The sequence below is a fragment of the Vibrio sp. ABH4_348 genome (assembly GCF_056159765.1).
Genome location: NZ_JBSWVW010000001.1, coordinates 1,739,643 through 1,757,663 on the forward strand (window position 1 = coordinate 1,739,643; position 18,021 = coordinate 1,757,663).

Genomic DNA, 18,021 nt, shown 5'->3' on the forward strand with positions numbered 1-18,021 from the left:
CGATCGTTAAGTATTAAAAAGCGCCTCATGGCGCTTTTCTTTTAGAACCAACGTTCTAACGATGATTTGTCGAGCTGTCTAAACGCTCTATTCAGAATGAACGCCAGCTCTTTGTATCTAGGTTTAGTTTTAGCAGGTTCTAGAGCAAAGCCACTTTCCGTGATTTTATTGTGAATTTCTCGATACCAGCCTGCAAGCGCTGGAGGTAGCTGGGTGTTTGCACGGTTGCCTAACCACCACATACCCTGCACTGGAAGACTCAAAGCAAAAATCGCCATGACTGCCGCTTGCGGTAATGCTTGATGATTATCAAACGCCATTTGCGTCAAAATGCTAATCGCAGCGATTGCTGGCATCACCTTCATGCCAAACTTAGTCGCTTTTATAATTCGTTGCTCAGGAAAAAGAGGATTGAGTTCCTTCCTCATTGGCCAAACATCAATGTACTTCTGGCCATCTTTAAGACTGTGCAAAAAACCGGTCCGATTTGTCATAACTCTGTCTCACTTTCTCCAAAACACCAATTTATGGCACTACTCACATTACTATAACTCTAAAATCGAGTTGAAGAATTCAACAATTGGCGTAAAAAATTGACAAAAATTAAAATGAATTCAAATTTTTTTGTTATATTTGTCGATTATCGCTATCCTTTGCGCGCTTTCAATTTCATTGTTGCTGTTATTTACAATTTCCGCAACTTTGAAACTCTACCGCAAGGATTGCACTGGTTGTTTTTAAACCGACAACCTATAGGGATGTATACGGTTTATTGACCGAGAATGATGCAATGAAAAAGAATCCATCATTCTTGTGAATCATTTTTATACTTACTGATGTGAATCAGATAACAACGGGTAGTACACATGTCCAAGCTAGTTTTAGTATTAAACTGCGGTAGCTCTTCTTTAAAATTCGCGATTGTTGATGCCAACAATGGTGATGAACACCTTTCTGGTCTTGCGGAGTGCCTTCACCTTCCTGAAGCTCGAATCAAGTGGAAACTTGACGGTAAACACGAAGCTCAACTAGGCAATGGCGCAGCGCATAACGAAGCACTGCAGTTTATCGTAGAAACCATCCTAGCTTCGAAACCTGAACTAGCAGACAAGCTGGCAGCTGTAGGTCACCGTGTTGTTCACGGTGGTGAAAAATTCACGAGCTCTGCCCTAATCGACGAAGCCGTATTGAAAGGTATCGAAGATTGCGCGGCACTTGCGCCACTGCACAACCCAGCAGCGATTATTGGTATCAAAGCGGCTCAAGCAGCGTTCCCAACGCTTCCAATGGCTGCAGTATTTGATACGGCGTTCCACCAGACTATGCCTGAAGAGTCTTACTTATACGCGCTACCGTACAACTTGTACAAAGAGCACGGCATCCGTCGCTACGGCATGCACGGTACTTCACACCTATTTATTGCTCGCGAAGCCGCTGAGCGTCTAGGCAAACCGGCTGACGAAGTGAACATCATTAACTGTCACCTAGGCAACGGTGCATCAGTTTGTGCGATTAAAAATGGCCAGTCAGTTGATACTTCTATGGGCTTAACACCTCTTGAAGGTCTAGTAATGGGTACTCGCTCAGGAGACATCGACCCTGCAATCATCTTCCATTTGCATGATTCTCTAGGCTACTCTGTTGAAGAGATTAACAACCTTCTGACCAAAGAGTCTGGTTTAGCTGGTCTAACTGAGATCACTCCAGATTGTCGCTACGTTGAAGACAACTACGGTAAAGAAGATGCCGCAACTCGCGCTATGGACGTGATGTGCCACCGCCTAGCCAAATACATTGCAGGCTACACGGCAACACTTGATGGCCGCTTAGACGCTATCGTATTCACCGGTGGTATCGGTGAAAACGGCGCACCAATTCGCGAGTTGGTTCTAAACCGTCTAGGTATCTTTGGTATCACAGTGGATGGTGAAGCCAACCTAAAAGCGCGCTTTGGCGGCGAAGGTGTTATCACCACAGAAGACAGCCGCATCCCGGCAATGGTTATCTCAACCAATGAAGAATTGGTAATTGCAGAAGATACTGCGCGTCTAGCCAATCTATAATTTGATTAAAAGCAGGCTAACTTTGGTTAGCCTGCTTTATTATTACTCTACCCAAGTGATAATTAAGCAAAGTTTTTGCTGAATACATCCAGTTTCTGAGGTTAAGACTCTATGTCTAGAACTATCATGCTTATCCCTGCCAGTGCCGGTGTTGGTCTCACCAGCGTGAGTATGGGTGTCCTTCGCGCTATGGAGCGCAAAGGTGTTAAGGTTTCATTCTACAAGCCAATTGCACAGCCACGTAGCGGTGAAGACCAACCTGATCTAACCACTACCATCGTGGGCACGAATAGCGATACCCGTATTGGTGAGCCGCTGACCATGTCAATCGCCGACAGCTTGATCGGCAACGACAACATGGACGAGCTGCTTGAAATCATCGTTGAGCGTTACAACCAGATCAACAAAGATGCAGACGTTACCCTTATCGAGGGTCTTGTGCCAACTCGCAAACACCCGTTTGCGAATAAGGTCAACGCCGAAATCGCGACCACACTAGGTGCCGAGATTGTGCTTGTTGCTACCCCTGGTACAGACAACCCGTCTCAGCTAAAAGAACGTATTGAAGTTGCTTGTTCTAACTTTGGCGGCACCAAAAACAAAAACATCTCAGGTGTTATCATCAACAAGTTGAACGCACCAGTAGATGAAGCAGGCCGCACACGACCTGACCTATCTGAAATTTTTGATGACGCGGACAGTGCGCAGCAAAACCAGCTGGAAGTGATGCAAATCTTCAACTCCAGCCCTATTCGCGTATTGGGTTGCGTGCCTTGGAGCATCGATCTTATCGCAACTCGTGCTACCGATATGGCGAAGCACTTGAATGCAGAAGTGGTTAATGCCGGTGATATTGATACTCGTCGTATTCGCAGCATCACCTTCTGTGCCCGTTCACTGCCACACATGATTGAGCACTTTAAGCCAGGTTCACTGCTGGTAACTTCTGCTGACCGTCCTGACGTAATTGTCGCGGCTTCACTCGCGGCAATGAATGGTGTCGAGATTGGTGCAATTTTGCTAACGGGTGGCTACGACATCCCGAAAGAAATTGAAAATCTATGTAAGCCAGCATTTGAAACCGGCCTGCCGATTTTCAAAGCGCAAGGCAATACCTGGCAAACGTCTTTGAACCTGCAAAGCTTTAGCCTAGAAGTACCAGCGGATGACAAAGAGCGTATCGAATACATCAACGAGCACGTCGCTAGCCATATTGACGGTACTTGGGTGAACTCTCTGACGGAAGGCAATAAAGTGAGCCGTCGTTTGAGCCCACCAGCGTTCCGTTACCAGTTAACTGAACTTGCGCGTGCTGCTAGCAAGCGAATTGTTTTACCAGAAGGTGATGAGCCGCGTACCGTTAAAGCGGCCGCTATCTGTGCTGAGCGCGGGATTGCGACCTGTGTACTACTTGGTAACCCAGCAGAGATCAAACGCGTTGCAGAGCAGCAAGGTGTAACCTTGGGTGTTGGTATCGAGATTATCGATCCAGCGGATGTGAAAGAGCGCTATGTTTCACGCTTGGTTGACCTTCGTAAGAACAAAGGCATGACGGAAGTTGTCGCTCGTGAGCAGCTAGAAGACACCGTAGTACTGGGTACTATGATGCTAGAGCGCAATGAAGTTGACGGCCTAGTGTCTGGTGCAGTTCACACAACTGCGAACACTATTCGTCCACCTCTGCAAATCATTAAAACAGCACCAAGTGCATCGATTGTTTCTTCAATCTTCTTCATGTTACTGCCTGATCAAGTATTAGTTTACGGTGACTGTGCCATCAACCCAGATCCTAATGCGGAGCAGTTAGCGGAAATCGCTATCCAATCTGCAGATTCTGCAACGGCCTTTGGTATTGAACCTCGCGTGGCGATGATTTCATACTCAACCGGTACCTCTGGCGCTGGTGCAGATGTGGAGAAAGTGAGAGAAGCGACGCGTTTAGCGCAAGAGAAACGTCCAGACCTGATTATCGACGGTCCTCTTCAATACGATGCCGCGATTATGGAAAACGTCGCTAAGTCTAAAGCACCGAATTCTCCGGTTGCAGGTAAGGCAACAGTATTTGTTTTCCCTGATCTCAATACTGGTAACACCACCTACAAAGCGGTGCAACGGTCTGCTGATCTGGTTTCAATTGGTCCAATGCTGCAAGGCATGAGAAAGCCAGTAAACGACTTGTCTCGCGGCGCATTGGTTGACGATATTGTCTACACAATTGCACTGACTGCAATCCAAGCAGGACAAGACGCACAATAAAACCTTTGTCTTCTGACAATAGTCTGATTGAGCCCTCATATTGAGGGCTTTTTTGTATCTTATTCAAACCAAAGTGCTAGATTGAGCTATGCGCTACCGAAATTTCAGACAAGTGTTTGAATACCATACGAAATAAATGGATTTTTTCGTTTCAACGGCGCTAAACACTGAAATAAAACGATTGTGGTTATCAACGTTTTCAGACAGAAATGACAAATGAATATCAGGGAGTTGTGTGGATATTCGATTTGAAACTCAGCGATTGCACACTGAGGTGCTCAAACGTACGTGCTTGACATTTGGTACCGTCACCTTTGTGTTTGCCGTCATAAATGTGTTTTATGGCAGTTTGGTCTTGTTTGCCATTGAGATCGGATTCTCTTGGTTTTCTTGGCACCTGTTTAAAACTACCCAATACCGCTTCGTCACCCGCTTCGAGCTATGGGTTTATGTGGCATGGGTGGCATTGATTGTCATTTCTTGTTTGTTTGTCTATCCAGACAGCTTTGGCACCTTTATTTGGCTGTATTGCTTACCTGCGGTTTATCACACCTTTCTGCAACGCAAAATTGCCAACGGCGCCTCTGGTGTAACTTACCTAGTGATGCTCGCCGCACTGATCAATAGCCAGCAAATTTTTCACTCGTTTGATTTACTGAACTCATCGCTGTTTTACCTAAGTGTCTGGATGTTAATTGGGTTTCATGATGACCAAAGACGCAAGATGCACCGACGTTTACATCAAGCCGCACATGAAGATCCTCTGACTCTTGCCAAAAATAGATTGGCCTTAAAAAGCGATTTTGACGCTTTTTCACGACAAAGAAACCAAGTCAAATTGTTTCATGTTGATATCGACCACTTTAAAACTCTCAATGATTCGTACGGACACGGATTTGGTGACAAGGTTCTGGTGGTAGTAGTCAAGCAAATGCAGGATTTATTGGGAGCGCAACACGTTTACCGAATTGGTGGCGATGAACTTTTTGCTATGCTGCCGAATGACGAGACAGATGACCACCTTGAATTGGCAAATCGAATTGTTGGGCGAGTAGCCAGCTACCCTTTTAAAAGCAGCAGTGAACATGTCAGTGTTTCAGTAAGCGTGGGTACTGCTCGTTGTATCCCCAGCTTGCTTACTGACATCGATGAGGCGTTGAGATTGAGCGACCGCGCCCTGTATATCGCTAAGTCACAAGGGCGCAATCAAGCTGCAACGATATCTGGACTAAGAAAGTGATTCGCGTCCGTGAGCGCTTTCCAAATCTAACGTAGGACCTTTCGGCACAACCTGCGTTGGGTTGATGCCGCTATGGCTAAAGTAGTAATGACGCTTAATGTGATAAAAATCGGTTGTCTCTTTAACGCCGCCTACTTGGAATAGTTCTTTGACATATCCTTGAATGTGCTTGTAGTCCGAAATTCGCTGTTTATTACACTTAAAGTGGCCCACGTAGACCGCATCAAAGCGAATTAGCGTCGTGAACAATCGCCAATCAGCTTCCGTTATTTGATTTCCAGCTAAGTATCGGTGAGTTGCCAAATGCTCATCGACTTTATCTAAAGCCATAAACAAACCATCAAACGCTTCTTCATACGCTTCTTGAGTAGTCGCAAATCCACATCTATACACCCCATTGTTAATATTCGGATAGATATAATCGTTCCAATGGTCGATTTCAGTCCGAATCGAATCTGGATAGTAGTCTTGTGTATTACCCGTCAAAGAGTTAAATGCGGAATTGAACATTCGAATGATTTCAGACGATTCGTTACTCACGATTTGATTGGTCTTCTTATCCCACAGGACTGGAACCGTTACTCTGCCTGTATAGTCTGATTTAGACTGGGTGTAAATTTGATGCATGTGGGTGTGACCAAACAAAGGTTCTGGCGTTGCAAACACCCAACCTTCACTCAACATATCTGGGCTTACCACACTAACATCGATATGAGGAACTAAGCCTTTCAACTCCCGGAAGATCAGAGTTCTATGAGCCCACGGGCAAGCTAACGAGACGTATAAATGGTAACGGCCCGACTCTGGTTGAAATTGGGCGTCAGGCTTATCTTCCACCCAGTTTCGAAACCCCGCATCTTCACGAACGAATTTTCCGCCGCTCGCTTTAGTGTCATACCACACATCATGCCACACACCCTCAACTAACTTACCCATAACCTTCTCCTACCCACTCGTGTTAATTTGATCCTCTTGATTTCCATGTATTATAGAAACCGTCCTAAGAATATGAAGTCAAAGCGGCTGGTAATCTTGTTCAAGATTTTTGAACACTTGCTGGACGAGTAATGGCAAGTTGATGGGCTATAGAAAAAGGAATTCACCTTGGATAAAACGGAAATAAATAAAAGAATACATAGCTACCCAACACAAGCACAGACAGCTCTGTTTGAGTTAATAGTTGAGATTGAGTCCTTGGTCAAAGAACATAAGCTAAAAGAACTCAATTATTCATTAAAATGGGGAGAACCCTCAGCAGCCGTCGCTGGCGGTAGTCCGTTCCGATTCGACTGGAAGGAAAAATCGCCAGACACTATTCGTCTTTATTTTCACTGCCAAACCAAACTCGTCGAAACATTTCGAGAAATATACTCCGACGAATTTCAGTTCGAAGGCAATCGCGCAATGGTTTTGCCGTTAGAGAAAAACTGGGACAGGGAGGTGCTACGACACTGTTTGTTAATCGCTCTAACCTACAAAAAAAGGAAACACCTACCGCTTCTTGGCGCCTTCCAAACTGACCATCCGCTTTAGCCACCCTATGGATTAAGTAAGCCGACTTTTAGGTTTTCCGCTGAGTAGATCGGTGTATCAGAATCAATCACTAGTCCATCAGCGATAACCATGGCTAATGGCTTGGCAATCACTCGTTTGATATCAAGACGATATCGGATTTCACGAGTCGACGGATAGATTTGCCCACGAAACGTGACTTTGCCTACCCCCAAAGCTCGTCCTTTCCCAGGTAAACCTTTTGCACCTAGAAACACCCCTGCCAACTGCCATAATGCATCTAAACCTAAGCAGCCCGGCATCACTGGATCCCCTTCAAAATGGCAAGCAAAAAACCATTGGTGGGGATTTATTGCAAAGCGAGCTTCTAGATAACCTCGGTCGTATTTGCCTCCTTCAAAACTGAGTGTTTCTATTTCGTCAATCATCAACATTTGATCACTGGGTAATTGAGCATTACCCACACCAAAAAAGTCACCTTTGGTAAGTTGCTGTATCTGAGTTGAACTAAAGTTCATTGAATCTCCTAATCATCGTGAACCAATTGCTGATGAGAGATATTGAACCTAGAGAAGGTGAGGCAATAGAATAAAATCGACCATTTTTGGTTAATATTTAAACATCCAAGCTCTGGGCACTTATCCGAATACGTCTTGGATGGCTGAAAAACCGCGTTGTTTGTGGTCGCGAATCATGTGTGATTGATCGCTGTAGCCATAGTTGTAAGCAATTGAAGTTAGGGATACTTGATTGCTTATTCGTTCGCAGCAGCTTAAATAAAACCGTTTACTTTTAACAAACTGACTAACACTACAGCCAAGATTTTTTTTAAAGTCACCATTAATGCGTTTGGTAATTTGGTGGCTAATAATTTGACGGCCAAGCGCACTCAATTGTCTTTTTCCTTCTTGCTCTGAAGGTTCAAAAGACTGTTCAAAATTACTAACTGAGCGAATCAGTTTGTTAAATGGGCTACTATGATCTCTCTTAAAATGTTGCACTAGCCAACGCTCCAAATAATGGTCAAAGTGAGTATTACTCTCCGAACCGATATCTATGACCGAATACAGCGAATCTCGTAACCGATTCTCCGACTCTCCAAAGAACGCTTCAGAAGGAGTAGTCAGGCCTTTCGTCGAACTCAGGCCATGAGTCGTAAACTGGCTAAATGCGCCCGGTTGAAAACGAGTTCCGTAATAAATTCCTGCATTTTGAAAATACAGCGGAATGACTTGGCTAACCGACGTTGAAACAAAAGAATGAGAGGGAGTGATAAAAATGGCGTTGGAACCGTCAGGTAGTACAGGATACGCGCAAGGTTTTGATACTCTGACTCGAATATACGAGTGCACTAAATGCGATAACTTAAAGTGTGGCCTACGGTGTTCAACAAGTAACCCAAGCTTTTTCAGCATTTTTTCTGACAATGTCGGTTGATACATCCCCGCCTCTGCGCCACATTGAGCAAATGTTTTTAATAAGAACAGCCTGCTATTAAAAGTACCTAAGCACCTTATCAAAGATTTAGTGATGAGTAACGGCATCTTAATCGACGGTGAACTGTTCAGCGCGCAACCTGTTGTTAATATTACGTATTAACTCACGAAACCTAAGTTTTCTACCTTAAAATCCCCTAGAATCGGAAAAATGGTCTCTAATTCGTTGGCTCCAAACCAGTTCGCTAAAGTCGCACTTATTTGATCGACTGAAACTTGAAGGACAATGCTTCGCTGTTCAGACAGAAACTAGTAAGGCTTAAGAACTTTCAATTTAATCACTAGCTAAGCCGTTATATGGGGGCCACATCTCTAATTTGAGACACCGGCAAAAAATCAATTGTTATAATGTATCAAATGATATTAATTATCATTAACAACAAATAACACCCGGTTAGACTATGAACACCGTCAATCACATTACCGAAGCCATTCAACACCCATTCATTGTTGATTTAGGCGACAACGTCTATGTTGCCAAATTCGAATGTATGAAGATTTACTCTACCTTATTTGCCCTCGAATATCTTTTGAAACAAGGAAAAATCCAGCCGGGAGATACGGTTGTCGATAGTTCAAGTGGAATCTACGCCCATGCGCTGGCGCTATCGTGTCACCGCTATGGACTAAAATGTCACATCATTGCCTCCAAAACGGTTGACGACAGCTTTAAAGCGCAGTTGTCACTACTCGGGGCAACGTACGAGCCCGCACCAGCTGGTCAATCATTAAAACTCGATCAGGAATTTCGAGTGAAAAGAATTCTAGAACTTCAGAAAGAAAATCCGCGACTCCATTGGATGCAGCAATACCATGATGATATCCATTACTTGGGCTACAAAAGATTCTCTGACCGAATTATTAGCGCATTGAAGTTATCCAAAAACATGCCAATGACCCTAATTGGTGGTGTAGGCACTGGATGTTCAACTGGAGGCACTAGCCATTTTTTGCGTGCGAGTGGTATTAAGCTCAACGTACAAGGCGTTCAACCATTTGGAAGCGTAACCTTTGGCGGTGAATTCATTGATGACCCCGAAGCAGTTATTGCAGGAATTGGCAGTGCAATACCATTCAACAACGTCTCTCACTCTATCTATCAAGATATTCACTGGATGAGTTTTCAAACTTGCTTAAGTGGCAGTATCGCCCTTATGAAAACTCATGCCTTGTTTGCTGGATTGTCTTCTGGAGCTGGATACTTAGTCTCAAATTGGCTGCGCCGTTCAGGAGACAAAAATCCGATTCTATTTATCGCTCCAGACACAGGGCACCGCTATCTAGATGCGGTATTTAAGCGGCCAGAGTTAGCAGAACCCATAGACACACTTGTTCCAAAAGATCTCGCTCAGTTATCTGAACTGGCGATGCCTTGGAGCAAGATTTCTTGGCAGCAACTTGAACAAGAGTTCAAACCAACCACATTCAAAAATAATCGAAAGAAACACATCGCATAGGACAAAATACACATGGCACATTTACTTGTTATGGAAAACTGGGTATTTGGCACAGGCATACTTTTACCTAAAAAAATTAAAGAGCTGGGGCATACGTTTACCTTCGTCACACGCAATCCTGATCACTACCTCGATCCAAGTCTAAATGGTTCACACCCAGTTCTAGACCTCGCGGAAAAAGTACTCGTCTGCGAAACAAATGACCCGCTGCTAATCATTCCATTTCTACAAGAGCATCATAAAACCCTAAAGTTCGACGGAATCCTTACTGTTTGCGACTACTACGTAGATGCCATTAGCGCGGTAGCGAGTGCCTTAAACTTACCACAAGCTTTTTCCTGTAAAATTTCAGATATCCGAAGAAAACATAAAGTTCGAGAACTGATCGACAATGCTGGAATAGCAAACTGCCGTTACCATGCATGTCGAAACTGGGAGGAAGTACAACTCGGTGCGAAAGATCTAGGTTACCCATTAGTCATTAAACCTTCCGATTTAGCGTCCAGTGCCTTAGTTAAACTAGTGCATAACGAAAATGAGTTGCGACTCGCCTTTGATGAAAATGACAAGATGGAGGTCAACTTCCGCAACCAGCCTCGCGAGAAACTCTGGTTGTTAGAAGAATACATGGAAGGTCCTGAATTCAGTGTTGAAGCCTGTACTTTCAATGGAGAGACTCATATCCTCGGTGTTACTGACAAAAGCCTGACTGGTCATCCTTACTTTATCGAAAACGGCCACATGTTCCCCGCTGATATCCCCTCAGAACTAGAACATGAAATCTGCCAACTAGTGCGCGACACCTTAGTGGCGGTTGGCCATGATCACGGCTTATCTCATACAGAGGTCAAGGTAACCGATAGAGGTCCGAGAATAGTTGAAATAAACTCTAGGCCCGGTGGCAACTATATCGCCGAACTCATGGAAATCGTCACCAACTTTGACGTGTTAAAAGCCCATATAGAGTTAGCCTTGAACATCAAGCCCGATACAACCAAACACAATACTAACTATCAAAGCGCGGCCGTTTACTTCACCGTACCCGAAAAAACGGGCCAAATTACGGCAATCCAAGGACTCGAGCAGTTGGAGAGCCACCCAGACGTTCATCGAGTACAGTATCAGAACCTGATTGGCAGACATATTGAACCTGCCATCGATAATGCTACCTATCTGGGCCATTTGATAACGAAAGATTCGAAAGGCAAAAATGCCCGGCAACTCGCCGAACAGCTTTCGGCAACGTTACAGTTTGAGGTGTCAGCATGAGCACATCTAAATCTTTTTCATCAGTAAACCAAGTACTAGAGTCTGCTTTAAAGGGAGAATTGGGACCTTCTCCAAAGGAAATTACCGCGACGGGTGCTTTTGATATTGTTCAAACGACACAGTTTCCCAATACAACACATCGATACTTCAACCGTTATATTGTCTTTCGTGTTGGTGCCAGTTTTGGTGCGTGTTGTATTGAGCCCGAGCAAGTCGAACGCAGCGAGGTCGCTCAACTATCCGGCTCAAGTATTAGTCAATTGCTTCAACATGAGTCATTAGTTATTCGTGTTGCCGCACTCGATGCTTATCTAGGTTTTGTTGCCTCTATAGATTCGTTCGAATATGCAAACAAAGTAACCTTACCAAAAGGTACCCCAATAGAACGCGCCATCGTTCGAGATCAAAGTATTGTTGAAATGTTGGATTGCAAAGAAAAAGAGAAAGTTGGTTTGATAGGGGTTGTAAACCCGCTAGTGGAAGCGATTGAAAATAAAGGCGCTCAATGTCTGCCTTGCGATTTCAATATGCAAAAAACCTCTACGGGGCTGCACGTCACCAAGGATATGACTGAATTGTTAAACAACGCTGACCAGATTATTGCAACCGGTATGACGCTCTCTAATGGTAGTTTCGACCACCTGTTAAACTGGTCACAGACAACTGGCAAAAAACTCACCATCTACGCACAAACAGGAGCAAATATTGCGCGCTTCTTTTTTAGTAAAGGTGTGGAAAATCTATTGGTCGAGACATTTCCATTTTCTCAATTTAGTGCTGACGAAACGCCTATTTTTCAATGTATTGGTAACCGCACGTGACAAAACATAGATTAAACCCCACTTTGATTGCGTTACTGGTGTACACCTTTTTCATGGTGCTTGGGTTTACTATGCTGATGCCCTTGGTGTCAGTCCACTATGTCTCTAACTTAGGTATGGCCGCGACACTAGTGGGCACTGCCCTTGCGGTTCGGCAATTTACTCAACAGGGTTTAAGTGTGGTAAGCGGGTTTCTTGCTGATAAGGTAGGCATGCGGCCGCTAATCCTACTTGGCTTATTAGTACGAGCGCTAGGTTTTATCTACCTAGCGGTAGCGCATGAACCTTGGCAATTATTTGCTGGGCTTATTCTAGCCGCCGTTGGAGGGGCATTGTTTGAAACGCCATACCAAGCGGCAATCATTCATCTCACCAGCGAAAAAGATCGCTCTCAGTTCTATTTGGTCAGCAATTGGGTTGTTGGTGTTGCCACCACACTTGGTCCATTGCTTGGCGCCACCTTAATCGGGTTTGGCTTTGAAACCGTTTGTTTAATTGCCGGTCTGTGTTTTTTAGTGAATTTACTCGTCGCAATATTTCAAGTTCCACGTGATATAGGAAAGCCAAGCAAAACTGCAGAGCAGAAAGAACGTTTGGTATTGAGTAATGAAAAGCCATTTTTACTATTTTTGGTATTCATGACAGGCTATTGGTTTGTTTCAATGCAAATTAATATTTCATTTCCACTTTTCATAGAGCTGCTTACCAATGACATTCGTAGTGTTGGGATTATGTTTGCGATAAGTTCGATCCTAACGATCGCGCTCCAATACTCTCTTGTTAAGTGGCTTCAAAAGCGTCTTAACGACTCCGATATTCTTATCTTAGGCATTTTTGTTATGTCGCTGTCCTGCTTGGCAATCGGGCTACTTGAACAAAGCTATTCAGTGTTTTTACTGTTAGTGGCGACATTTTCAATTGGCGCAATATTGACTCGCCCCACTCAACAAAGCTTAACCGCCCTCTTTACCCAAAACAAAGCAACGGCAAGCCTAATGGGAATTAGTGCGCTAAGTCTGGCCATAGGTGGTGGCTTAGGTAATGTAGCGGGTGGTTGGCTATTTGACATCACTTACATCGATAAAGCTGGCTCTGTTGTGCCAAGTTGGACACCTTGGGTTAGTTTCTTTGTAATAGGATTGGTTTCCGCTTTGGGCATGATTCGGCTATTTCGAGATAAACAAAGTGCTAAATTTCGAACCAAGCGTGTCAATTAGATGACTAGAGCTAGGCTATGGTTTTTGGGTGCCCATTGCGGTGCCCTGATCAAAGAAACTTACATCTCCCATTGCTAAACTGAACAACCTCTAGCAATTGTAAGTTTTTTGTCCTTGTATAGTTCAATTAAAGAATCCGTTACTCGTCCGATCGTTTTCGCCTTAACCATTATTTTGCTACTTTCGGTAGCTACGACCAGTTTCGCAATTCTTATATTTGTCTCAAGCCAATATGATGCTGAAGGCGTTAATGTTGCAGGTTCTCTACGAATGCAAAGCTATCGATTAGGTTATTCAATCCAAAAACAAAGTGATGATTTACAAGGGTTAGTTTCAGAGTTCGACAACACCATCCATTCCCAGTCGATGCAGCTCGTTCAGCACTGGTCAGTGCCAAATCATATTCAATACGACTACCAACAACTGGTACTGCGTTGGAATAAACTCAAAGACATTATTCGTAGCGATAATCCAGAGCCTTATCTCAATCATTTAGCGGATTTTGTTAAACAAATAGATGGCTTTGTCTATAAACTTCAAGCCAATTCAGAGCAAAAGCTATACAAGCTCACCATCACGGGTACCTTAGGCCTAGGTGGCATATTGGTGGTCAGCATCATTGTGGTACTGTTCGTAAACCTAGAAATCGTCAAACCACTTAATGCACTAGTGAAGGCGAGCAAGAGCATTGAACAACACAATTTCTCTGTTCACTTAAGTCATAATAAAGACAATGAGTTAGGTATCTTATCTAAGACCTTCAATCAGATGACTAGGGAATTGGGTAAACTCTACTTTGACTTGGAAAAAGAGGTAGAAGAACAAACGGCTAAGCTCAAACAAGCTAACCAGTCACTTGAAGTTTTATATCAATCCTCGCAAACCTTAACCGCTTCGCGAATCAATCAAGAACACTTTCAACATATCTTAAAGCTTATTATCGCAATGGACGGAATCCAAACCGTCAAACTTCAAGTTGCCAGATCAGGAGAGCCCGACTTGGTGTTGTTTGAAGGCAATCAATGTCCAAATCAGTGTACTGAACAATGTCACTCGCGAGTATTGGATATGGAAGGTGAACACTTGGGAACCTTGTACTGGAAAACAACTGCCCTCTCACCAAACGAGAATTTAATGGACAGTTTTGCGCAAATTCTGTCGCGCGCAATTCATTTTAAACAAGCGCAAAAACACTCCGAACAAATGATGCTGGTGGAAGAGCGCGCTACCATCGCAAGAGAGCTTCATGACTCGTTAGCTCAATCCTTGTCTTACCTAAAAATCCAAGTGAGTATTTTGAATAGGCGCTTAAAAACACTACCCAAAAACGATGCAAGTGATGAAATACAAAGCGTGGCAGATGAAATCAACTCTGGATTGAATGACGCCTACACACAACTCCGAGAGCTAATTTCTACCTTCCGGCTATCAATTAAAGAAGCTCAATTTGCCAAAGCCCTGCAAGAACTGGTCGATAGCTTTTTGGAGCAGTCTAGTGCCAAAATAACACTCGACAATCGTCTTTCCTCGTTTCAATTTACTTCTGAGCAACAGGTTCACTTGTTACAGTTGATTCGAGAGGCAATTCTCAATGCTATTAAGCACGCCAAAGCCGACCAGATCAGAGTTGTGTGCAGAGCTGAAGACCACCTTCATTGCATCGAAATCATTGACGACGGTATCGGCTTTGACGTGGAGAATAAAAAAGCAAACCACTTTGGGATAGGTATAATGAATGAGCGAGCGGAGCGACTCAATGCTGACTTTTCAATTGACAGCAAACCCAATGTCGGATGCCATGTCACAATTAAGTTTTAGGCCGTAGCCATGACACCTTTTAATATCATGCTGGTGGATGACCACCCTCTTATTCGGACTGGGATGAGCCAGTTGATTGGCCTAGAGCCTGATTTAAACATCATTGCGCAAGCCAGCAACGGCAGTGAAGCTCTAGAGTTACTCAAAACTATCGACCCTGACCTTGTTTTACTAGACTTAAACATGAAAGGTATGTCTGGGTTGGAAACTTTAAAGGAAATTAGAGGGCGAGGACTCACGACTCGAGTCGTGATTCTCACTGTATCAGATAGCCCGGCTGACATTGAAAACATCATGGTAGCAGGCGCAGACGGCTACTTGTTAAAAGACACAGAGCCCGATGACATCCTTGAGCTTTTACACCAATGTAAAAACGGTAACCCTATTTTCAGCAAAGCAGTTGCTGACTACCTTGCTAAAAGTGACTCTCAGCAAAATGTGTTGCAACAGCTCACTGAGCGTGAAGAACAAATTTTAAAGTTAGTCGCCATTGGCCTGAGAAACAAACAAATCGCTGACAAGTTGTTCATTACTGAGTCCACGGTCAAAGTGCACATGAAGAGTCTATTTAAGAAGCTAAATGTTTCGTCTCGCACCGCAGCTACGGTTCTTTACCTTGAACATCAAGATGGCACTATTTGAGCCCAACATTCTTAGCTCTGTAGAATGTAAAAAGGGACCAGATTGGTCCCTTACTTTTTTTAGCTAGCGAGATGTAACACAGTAGGATGTTTTCGAAACCAATCCAGCTTTTGATGAAGCTGCGTAACACTTCCTACCACTATTAGTGCTGGGCTCACAGCTTGGCTAGCAAGGTCGGATAATTGCTCCAGTCTTCCGGTAAAGACTCTCTGCTCGGGTCGTGTACCATTTTCAATGATTGCACAAGACATATCTGAATCCAGTCCATGTTCGATCAAGCGTTTCATAATATAGCCACTCTGTTTGAGTCCCATATAAAAAACGAGAGTGTTGTTGGATTGTGCCAATGAGGTCCACTCAATTTCTCGACCATCTTGCTGTACGTGACCGGTAATGAACTGAACACTTTGCGCATGTTCTCTGTGTGTCAACGGAATTCCTGCATATGCGGTCGCACCTGCAGCAGCAGTGATACCCGGAACCACTTGGTAAGGAATGTTTTGTTCGGCCAGTGTTTCAAGTTCTTCACCACCACGCCCAAAGATAAAGGAATCTCCTCCTTTAAGTCTGACGACGTGTTTACCTTCAAGCGCTTTATCCGCCAATAACTGGTTGATCTCATCCTGCGGTACACAGTGAAAATTAAGCCGCTTACCAACATAGATCATCTCTGCTGAGCTTGGAGCTAAATCAATGATCTGCTGCGAAACCAATCGGTCAAACACCACAACATCAGCGGATTCAATGACTTTTAGTCCCTTGACAGTCAATAGCTCTGGGTCTCCAGGACCCGCACCAACTAGAGAAACAAAACAGCCAGTTGGAGGCGTATTTAACGTATCTGTATTCATAAAACTGCCTTAAAACAGAACTTAAACTCAACACTACTTAATCCTGCTAATAGGATTGAGTTTAACCACTTAAACAACAAATGGGCCAGACCTCAACAGTCTAGCCCAACCAAAACATTAGCCCACATTACGAGCTGGTTTTGTGCGGCCGTGAGTCACGTATAAGCTCATACAAGTCACCATAAGACCACCTACTAGATTACCTAAAATTGTCGGAATTAAGTTCCAACCTAACCAATCCGCAATCGTAAACTCAGCACCCAACATCATGCCCAATGGAAAGAGGAACATGTTAACTACAGCATGCTCAAACACAAGCCCAAAGAAGATAAAAATTGGGAACCACATAGCCAAAACTTTGCCCGCAACATTTTTGGACACCATTGCACCAATCACACCTAGGCAAACCATCCAGTTACACAAGATGCCTCGTACAAAAACGGTAATCCAGCCATCGAGACCATGTTCAGCGAAACCCAGTGTTCTTCCTGTTGCTGCAGCGATAAATTTTTGACCCACTGCGCCCGGCTCAACACTAAAATTCATGGTAAAGCTCAGCGCCACTAAAAATGCCACACTTAATGAGCCAATTAGGTTACCCGTTGCTACCAAACCCCAGTTACGGAATATACCGCTCCAAGTCACCCCTTTGCGGTTCTCAAACTTAGCAAGTGGTGCCAAACCAAACACGCCGGTCAGCAAATCAAATCCCATTAAGTTCAGAATACAAAAGCCCACTGGAAATACCAACGCACCAACGATTCCAATTCCCGTTTGCACAATTGTAGTAATCGCTACTGCTACGGCAATCGCAAGTATGGCACCAGCCATAATACCGCGGATTAAAGTGTCTCTGGTCGACATAAATACTTTGCTTTCGCCAGCATCTATCATGTTTTTCACAAACTCGGCAGGTTTCACGTAAGACATAATCGTCCTTATCAAAAAGTTGAAAATAAAAGATAAAAAATGGGAGGCTCAGATGTATTGGCGATTGAGGAGGCACCAATACACCCGAGCGCAAATATATATCCGGTTAAACAATTACTTCGGTTTTCCGCTCACAGACACTTGGCCGTCGACCACCTGTGCAGGGAAGCTTGCAATACTAAAACGCTCGTCCTCCATGCATTTACCCGACGCTAGGTTAAATCTTTGTTTTTTTAGGGGGCTTGCAATCCACAATTCACCCTGATGTTCACAAACTAACCCGCGTGAAAGCACGTTTGACTGGTAAAATGGGTCAGTGTTGCTGAGCGCATAAACCTTATGTTCAGAAGTAGGCCTAAAAATCGCAATTTGCTTGTCGTCGACCAGTGCGCAAACACCGGTGCCCGGTACGATTTTTTCTATGTCGCATACATGTTGAAATGTCATAT

General features: G+C 44.0%; 17 protein-coding genes. 10 read left to right on the forward strand and 7 right to left on the reverse strand.

What is annotated here, in order from left to right:
* Positions 1-41: 41 nt before the first annotated feature.
* Positions 42-494 carry a terminus macrodomain insulation protein YfbV gene (yfbV, locus tag ACXAFJ_RS07790; protein ID WP_475322582.1) on the reverse strand — a complete coding sequence of 151 codons (453 nt, stop codon included), beginning with the start codon at positions 492-494 and terminating at the stop codon, positions 42-44.
* A 372-nt stretch (positions 495-866) separates the two neighbouring features.
* Between yfbV and ACXAFJ_RS07795 the strand changes: the two genes are divergently transcribed.
* From ACXAFJ_RS07795 to ACXAFJ_RS07805, 3 genes are all read left to right on the forward strand, one after another.
* On the forward strand, positions 867-2,063 hold the full coding sequence (locus ACXAFJ_RS07795) for an acetate kinase (protein WP_475322583.1): 1,197 nt from the start codon (positions 867-869) through the stop codon (positions 2,061-2,063).
* A gap of 111 nt (positions 2,064-2,174) precedes the next feature.
* Entirely contained in the window at positions 2,175-4,319 is a 2,145-nt protein-coding gene (gene pta / locus ACXAFJ_RS07800; protein ID WP_475322585.1) for a phosphate acetyltransferase, read from the forward strand.
* Between the two features lie 235 nt (positions 4,320-4,554).
* Entirely contained in the window at positions 4,555-5,559 is a 1,005-nt protein-coding gene (locus ACXAFJ_RS07805) for a GGDEF domain-containing protein (RefSeq protein ID WP_475322586.1), read from the forward strand.
* Here the strand turns inward: ACXAFJ_RS07805 and ACXAFJ_RS07810 are convergent.
* A complete protein-coding gene (locus ACXAFJ_RS07810; protein ID WP_475322587.1) occupies positions 5,548-6,495 on the reverse strand; it encodes a glutathione S-transferase family protein in 948 nt (315 codons plus the stop codon). The two genes, ACXAFJ_RS07805 and ACXAFJ_RS07810, sit on opposite strands and share 12 nt — an antisense overlap.
* A gap of 168 nt (positions 6,496-6,663) precedes the next feature.
* Here ACXAFJ_RS07810 and ACXAFJ_RS07815 point away from each other — a divergent pair, with 168 nt between their 5' ends.
* Positions 6,664-7,092, forward strand: coding sequence for a DUF1801 domain-containing protein (locus ACXAFJ_RS07815; protein ID WP_475322589.1), 429 nt, complete (start codon positions 6,664-6,666; stop codon positions 7,090-7,092).
* Positions 7,093-7,097: 5 nt separating this feature from the next.
* Here ACXAFJ_RS07815 and fabA read toward each other — a convergent pair whose 3' ends face one another.
* Positions 7,098-7,589 (reverse strand): bifunctional 3-hydroxydecanoyl-ACP dehydratase/trans-2-decenoyl-ACP isomerase, encoded by a 492-nt coding sequence (fabA, locus tag ACXAFJ_RS07820; RefSeq protein WP_475322590.1) that lies wholly within the window; start codon positions 7,587-7,589, stop codon positions 7,098-7,100.
* A 120-nt stretch (positions 7,590-7,709) separates the two neighbouring features.
* The gene (locus ACXAFJ_RS07825) at positions 7,710-8,513 is read right to left on the reverse strand and encodes a DUF6597 domain-containing transcriptional factor (protein ID WP_475322591.1); all 804 of its coding nucleotides are present in this window, start codon (positions 8,511-8,513) and stop codon (positions 7,710-7,712) included.
* 455 nt (positions 8,514-8,968) lie between these two features.
* Here ACXAFJ_RS07825 and ACXAFJ_RS07830 point away from each other — a divergent pair, with 455 nt between their 5' ends.
* The 6 genes from ACXAFJ_RS07830 to ACXAFJ_RS07855 all read left to right on the forward strand — a co-directional run bounded on the left by ACXAFJ_RS07830 (position 8,969) and on the right by ACXAFJ_RS07855 (position 15,791).
* Positions 8,969-10,024 carry a pyridoxal-phosphate dependent enzyme gene (locus tag ACXAFJ_RS07830; protein WP_475322593.1) on the forward strand — a complete coding sequence of 352 codons (1,056 nt, stop codon included), beginning with the start codon at positions 8,969-8,971 and terminating at the stop codon, positions 10,022-10,024.
* A gap of 12 nt (positions 10,025-10,036) precedes the next feature.
* Complete coding sequence (locus tag ACXAFJ_RS07835; protein WP_475322594.1) at positions 10,037-11,293, forward strand: ATP-grasp domain-containing protein; 1,257 nt, start codon at positions 10,037-10,039, stop codon at positions 11,291-11,293.
* Positions 11,290-12,114, forward strand: a complete 825-nt coding sequence (locus tag ACXAFJ_RS07840) for a Rossmann-like domain-containing protein (protein WP_475322595.1) — start codon at positions 11,290-11,292, stop codon at positions 12,112-12,114. Before ACXAFJ_RS07835 ends, ACXAFJ_RS07840 begins: the two co-directional genes overlap by 4 nt.
* Positions 12,111-13,331 (forward strand): MFS transporter, encoded by a 1,221-nt coding sequence (locus ACXAFJ_RS07845; protein ID WP_475322597.1) that lies wholly within the window; start codon positions 12,111-12,113, stop codon positions 13,329-13,331. Before ACXAFJ_RS07840 ends, ACXAFJ_RS07845 begins: the two co-directional genes overlap by 4 nt.
* A gap of 114 nt (positions 13,332-13,445) precedes the next feature.
* Positions 13,446-15,149 carry a nitrate/nitrite two-component system sensor histidine kinase NarQ gene (narQ, locus tag ACXAFJ_RS07850; protein ID WP_475322598.1) on the forward strand — a complete coding sequence of 568 codons (1,704 nt, stop codon included), beginning with the start codon at positions 13,446-13,448 and terminating at the stop codon, positions 15,147-15,149.
* A gap of 9 nt (positions 15,150-15,158) precedes the next feature.
* Positions 15,159-15,791, forward strand: coding sequence for a response regulator (locus tag ACXAFJ_RS07855; protein WP_475322599.1), 633 nt, complete (start codon positions 15,159-15,161; stop codon positions 15,789-15,791).
* A gap of 59 nt (positions 15,792-15,850) precedes the next feature.
* Here ACXAFJ_RS07855 and cobA read toward each other — a convergent pair whose 3' ends face one another.
* The 3 genes from cobA to nirD all read right to left on the reverse strand — a co-directional run bounded on the left by cobA (position 15,851) and on the right by nirD (position 18,019).
* Positions 15,851-16,642: a uroporphyrinogen-III C-methyltransferase gene (cobA, locus tag ACXAFJ_RS07860; RefSeq protein ID WP_475322601.1), complete on the reverse strand. Its 792-nt coding sequence runs from the start codon at positions 16,640-16,642 to the stop codon at positions 15,851-15,853.
* A gap of 117 nt (positions 16,643-16,759) precedes the next feature.
* Positions 16,760-17,572, reverse strand: a complete 813-nt coding sequence (locus tag ACXAFJ_RS07865; RefSeq protein ID WP_475322602.1) for a formate/nitrite transporter family protein — start codon at positions 17,570-17,572, stop codon at positions 16,760-16,762.
* 114 nt (positions 17,573-17,686) lie between these two features.
* Positions 17,687-18,019 carry a nitrite reductase small subunit NirD gene (gene nirD / locus ACXAFJ_RS07870; protein ID WP_475322603.1) on the reverse strand — a complete coding sequence of 111 codons (333 nt, stop codon included), beginning with the start codon at positions 18,017-18,019 and terminating at the stop codon, positions 17,687-17,689.
* Positions 18,020-18,021 lie beyond the last annotated feature (2 nt).

Bases quoted from the DNA above. Each gene is read 5' to 3' on its own strand.
- yfbV (WP_475322582.1), bottom strand. From the start codon at position 494: ATGACAAATCGGACCGGTTTTTTGCACAGTCTTAAAGATGGCCAGAAG.
- ACXAFJ_RS07795 (WP_475322583.1), top strand. From the start codon at position 867: ATGTCCAAGCTAGTTTTAGTATTAAACTGCGGTAGCTCTTCTTTAAAA.
- pta (WP_475322585.1), top strand. From the start codon at position 2,175: ATGTCTAGAACTATCATGCTTATCCCTGCCAGTGCCGGTGTTGGTCTC.
- ACXAFJ_RS07810 (WP_475322587.1), bottom strand. From the start codon at position 6,495: ATGGGTAAGTTAGTTGAGGGTGTGTGGCATGATGTGTGGTATGACACT.
- fabA (WP_475322590.1), bottom strand. From the start codon at position 7,589: ATGAACTTTAGTTCAACTCAGATACAGCAACTTACCAAAGGTGACTTT.
- ACXAFJ_RS07825 (WP_475322591.1), bottom strand. From the start codon at position 8,513: ATGTATCAACCGACATTGTCAGAAAAAATGCTGAAAAAGCTTGGGTTA.
- ACXAFJ_RS07830 (WP_475322593.1), top strand. From the start codon at position 8,969: ATGAACACCGTCAATCACATTACCGAAGCCATTCAACACCCATTCATT.
- ACXAFJ_RS07835 (WP_475322594.1), top strand. From the start codon at position 10,037: ATGGCACATTTACTTGTTATGGAAAACTGGGTATTTGGCACAGGCATA.
- ACXAFJ_RS07840 (WP_475322595.1), top strand. From the start codon at position 11,290: ATGAGCACATCTAAATCTTTTTCATCAGTAAACCAAGTACTAGAGTCT.
- ACXAFJ_RS07855 (WP_475322599.1), top strand. From the start codon at position 15,159: ATGACACCTTTTAATATCATGCTGGTGGATGACCACCCTCTTATTCGG.
- cobA (WP_475322601.1), bottom strand. From the start codon at position 16,642: ATGAATACAGATACGTTAAATACGCCTCCAACTGGCTGTTTTGTTTCT.
- ACXAFJ_RS07865 (WP_475322602.1), bottom strand. From the start codon at position 17,572: ATGTCTTACGTGAAACCTGCCGAGTTTGTGAAAAACATGATAGATGCT.
- nirD (WP_475322603.1), bottom strand. From the start codon at position 18,019: ATGACATTTCAACATGTATGCGACATAGAAAAAATCGTACCGGGCACC.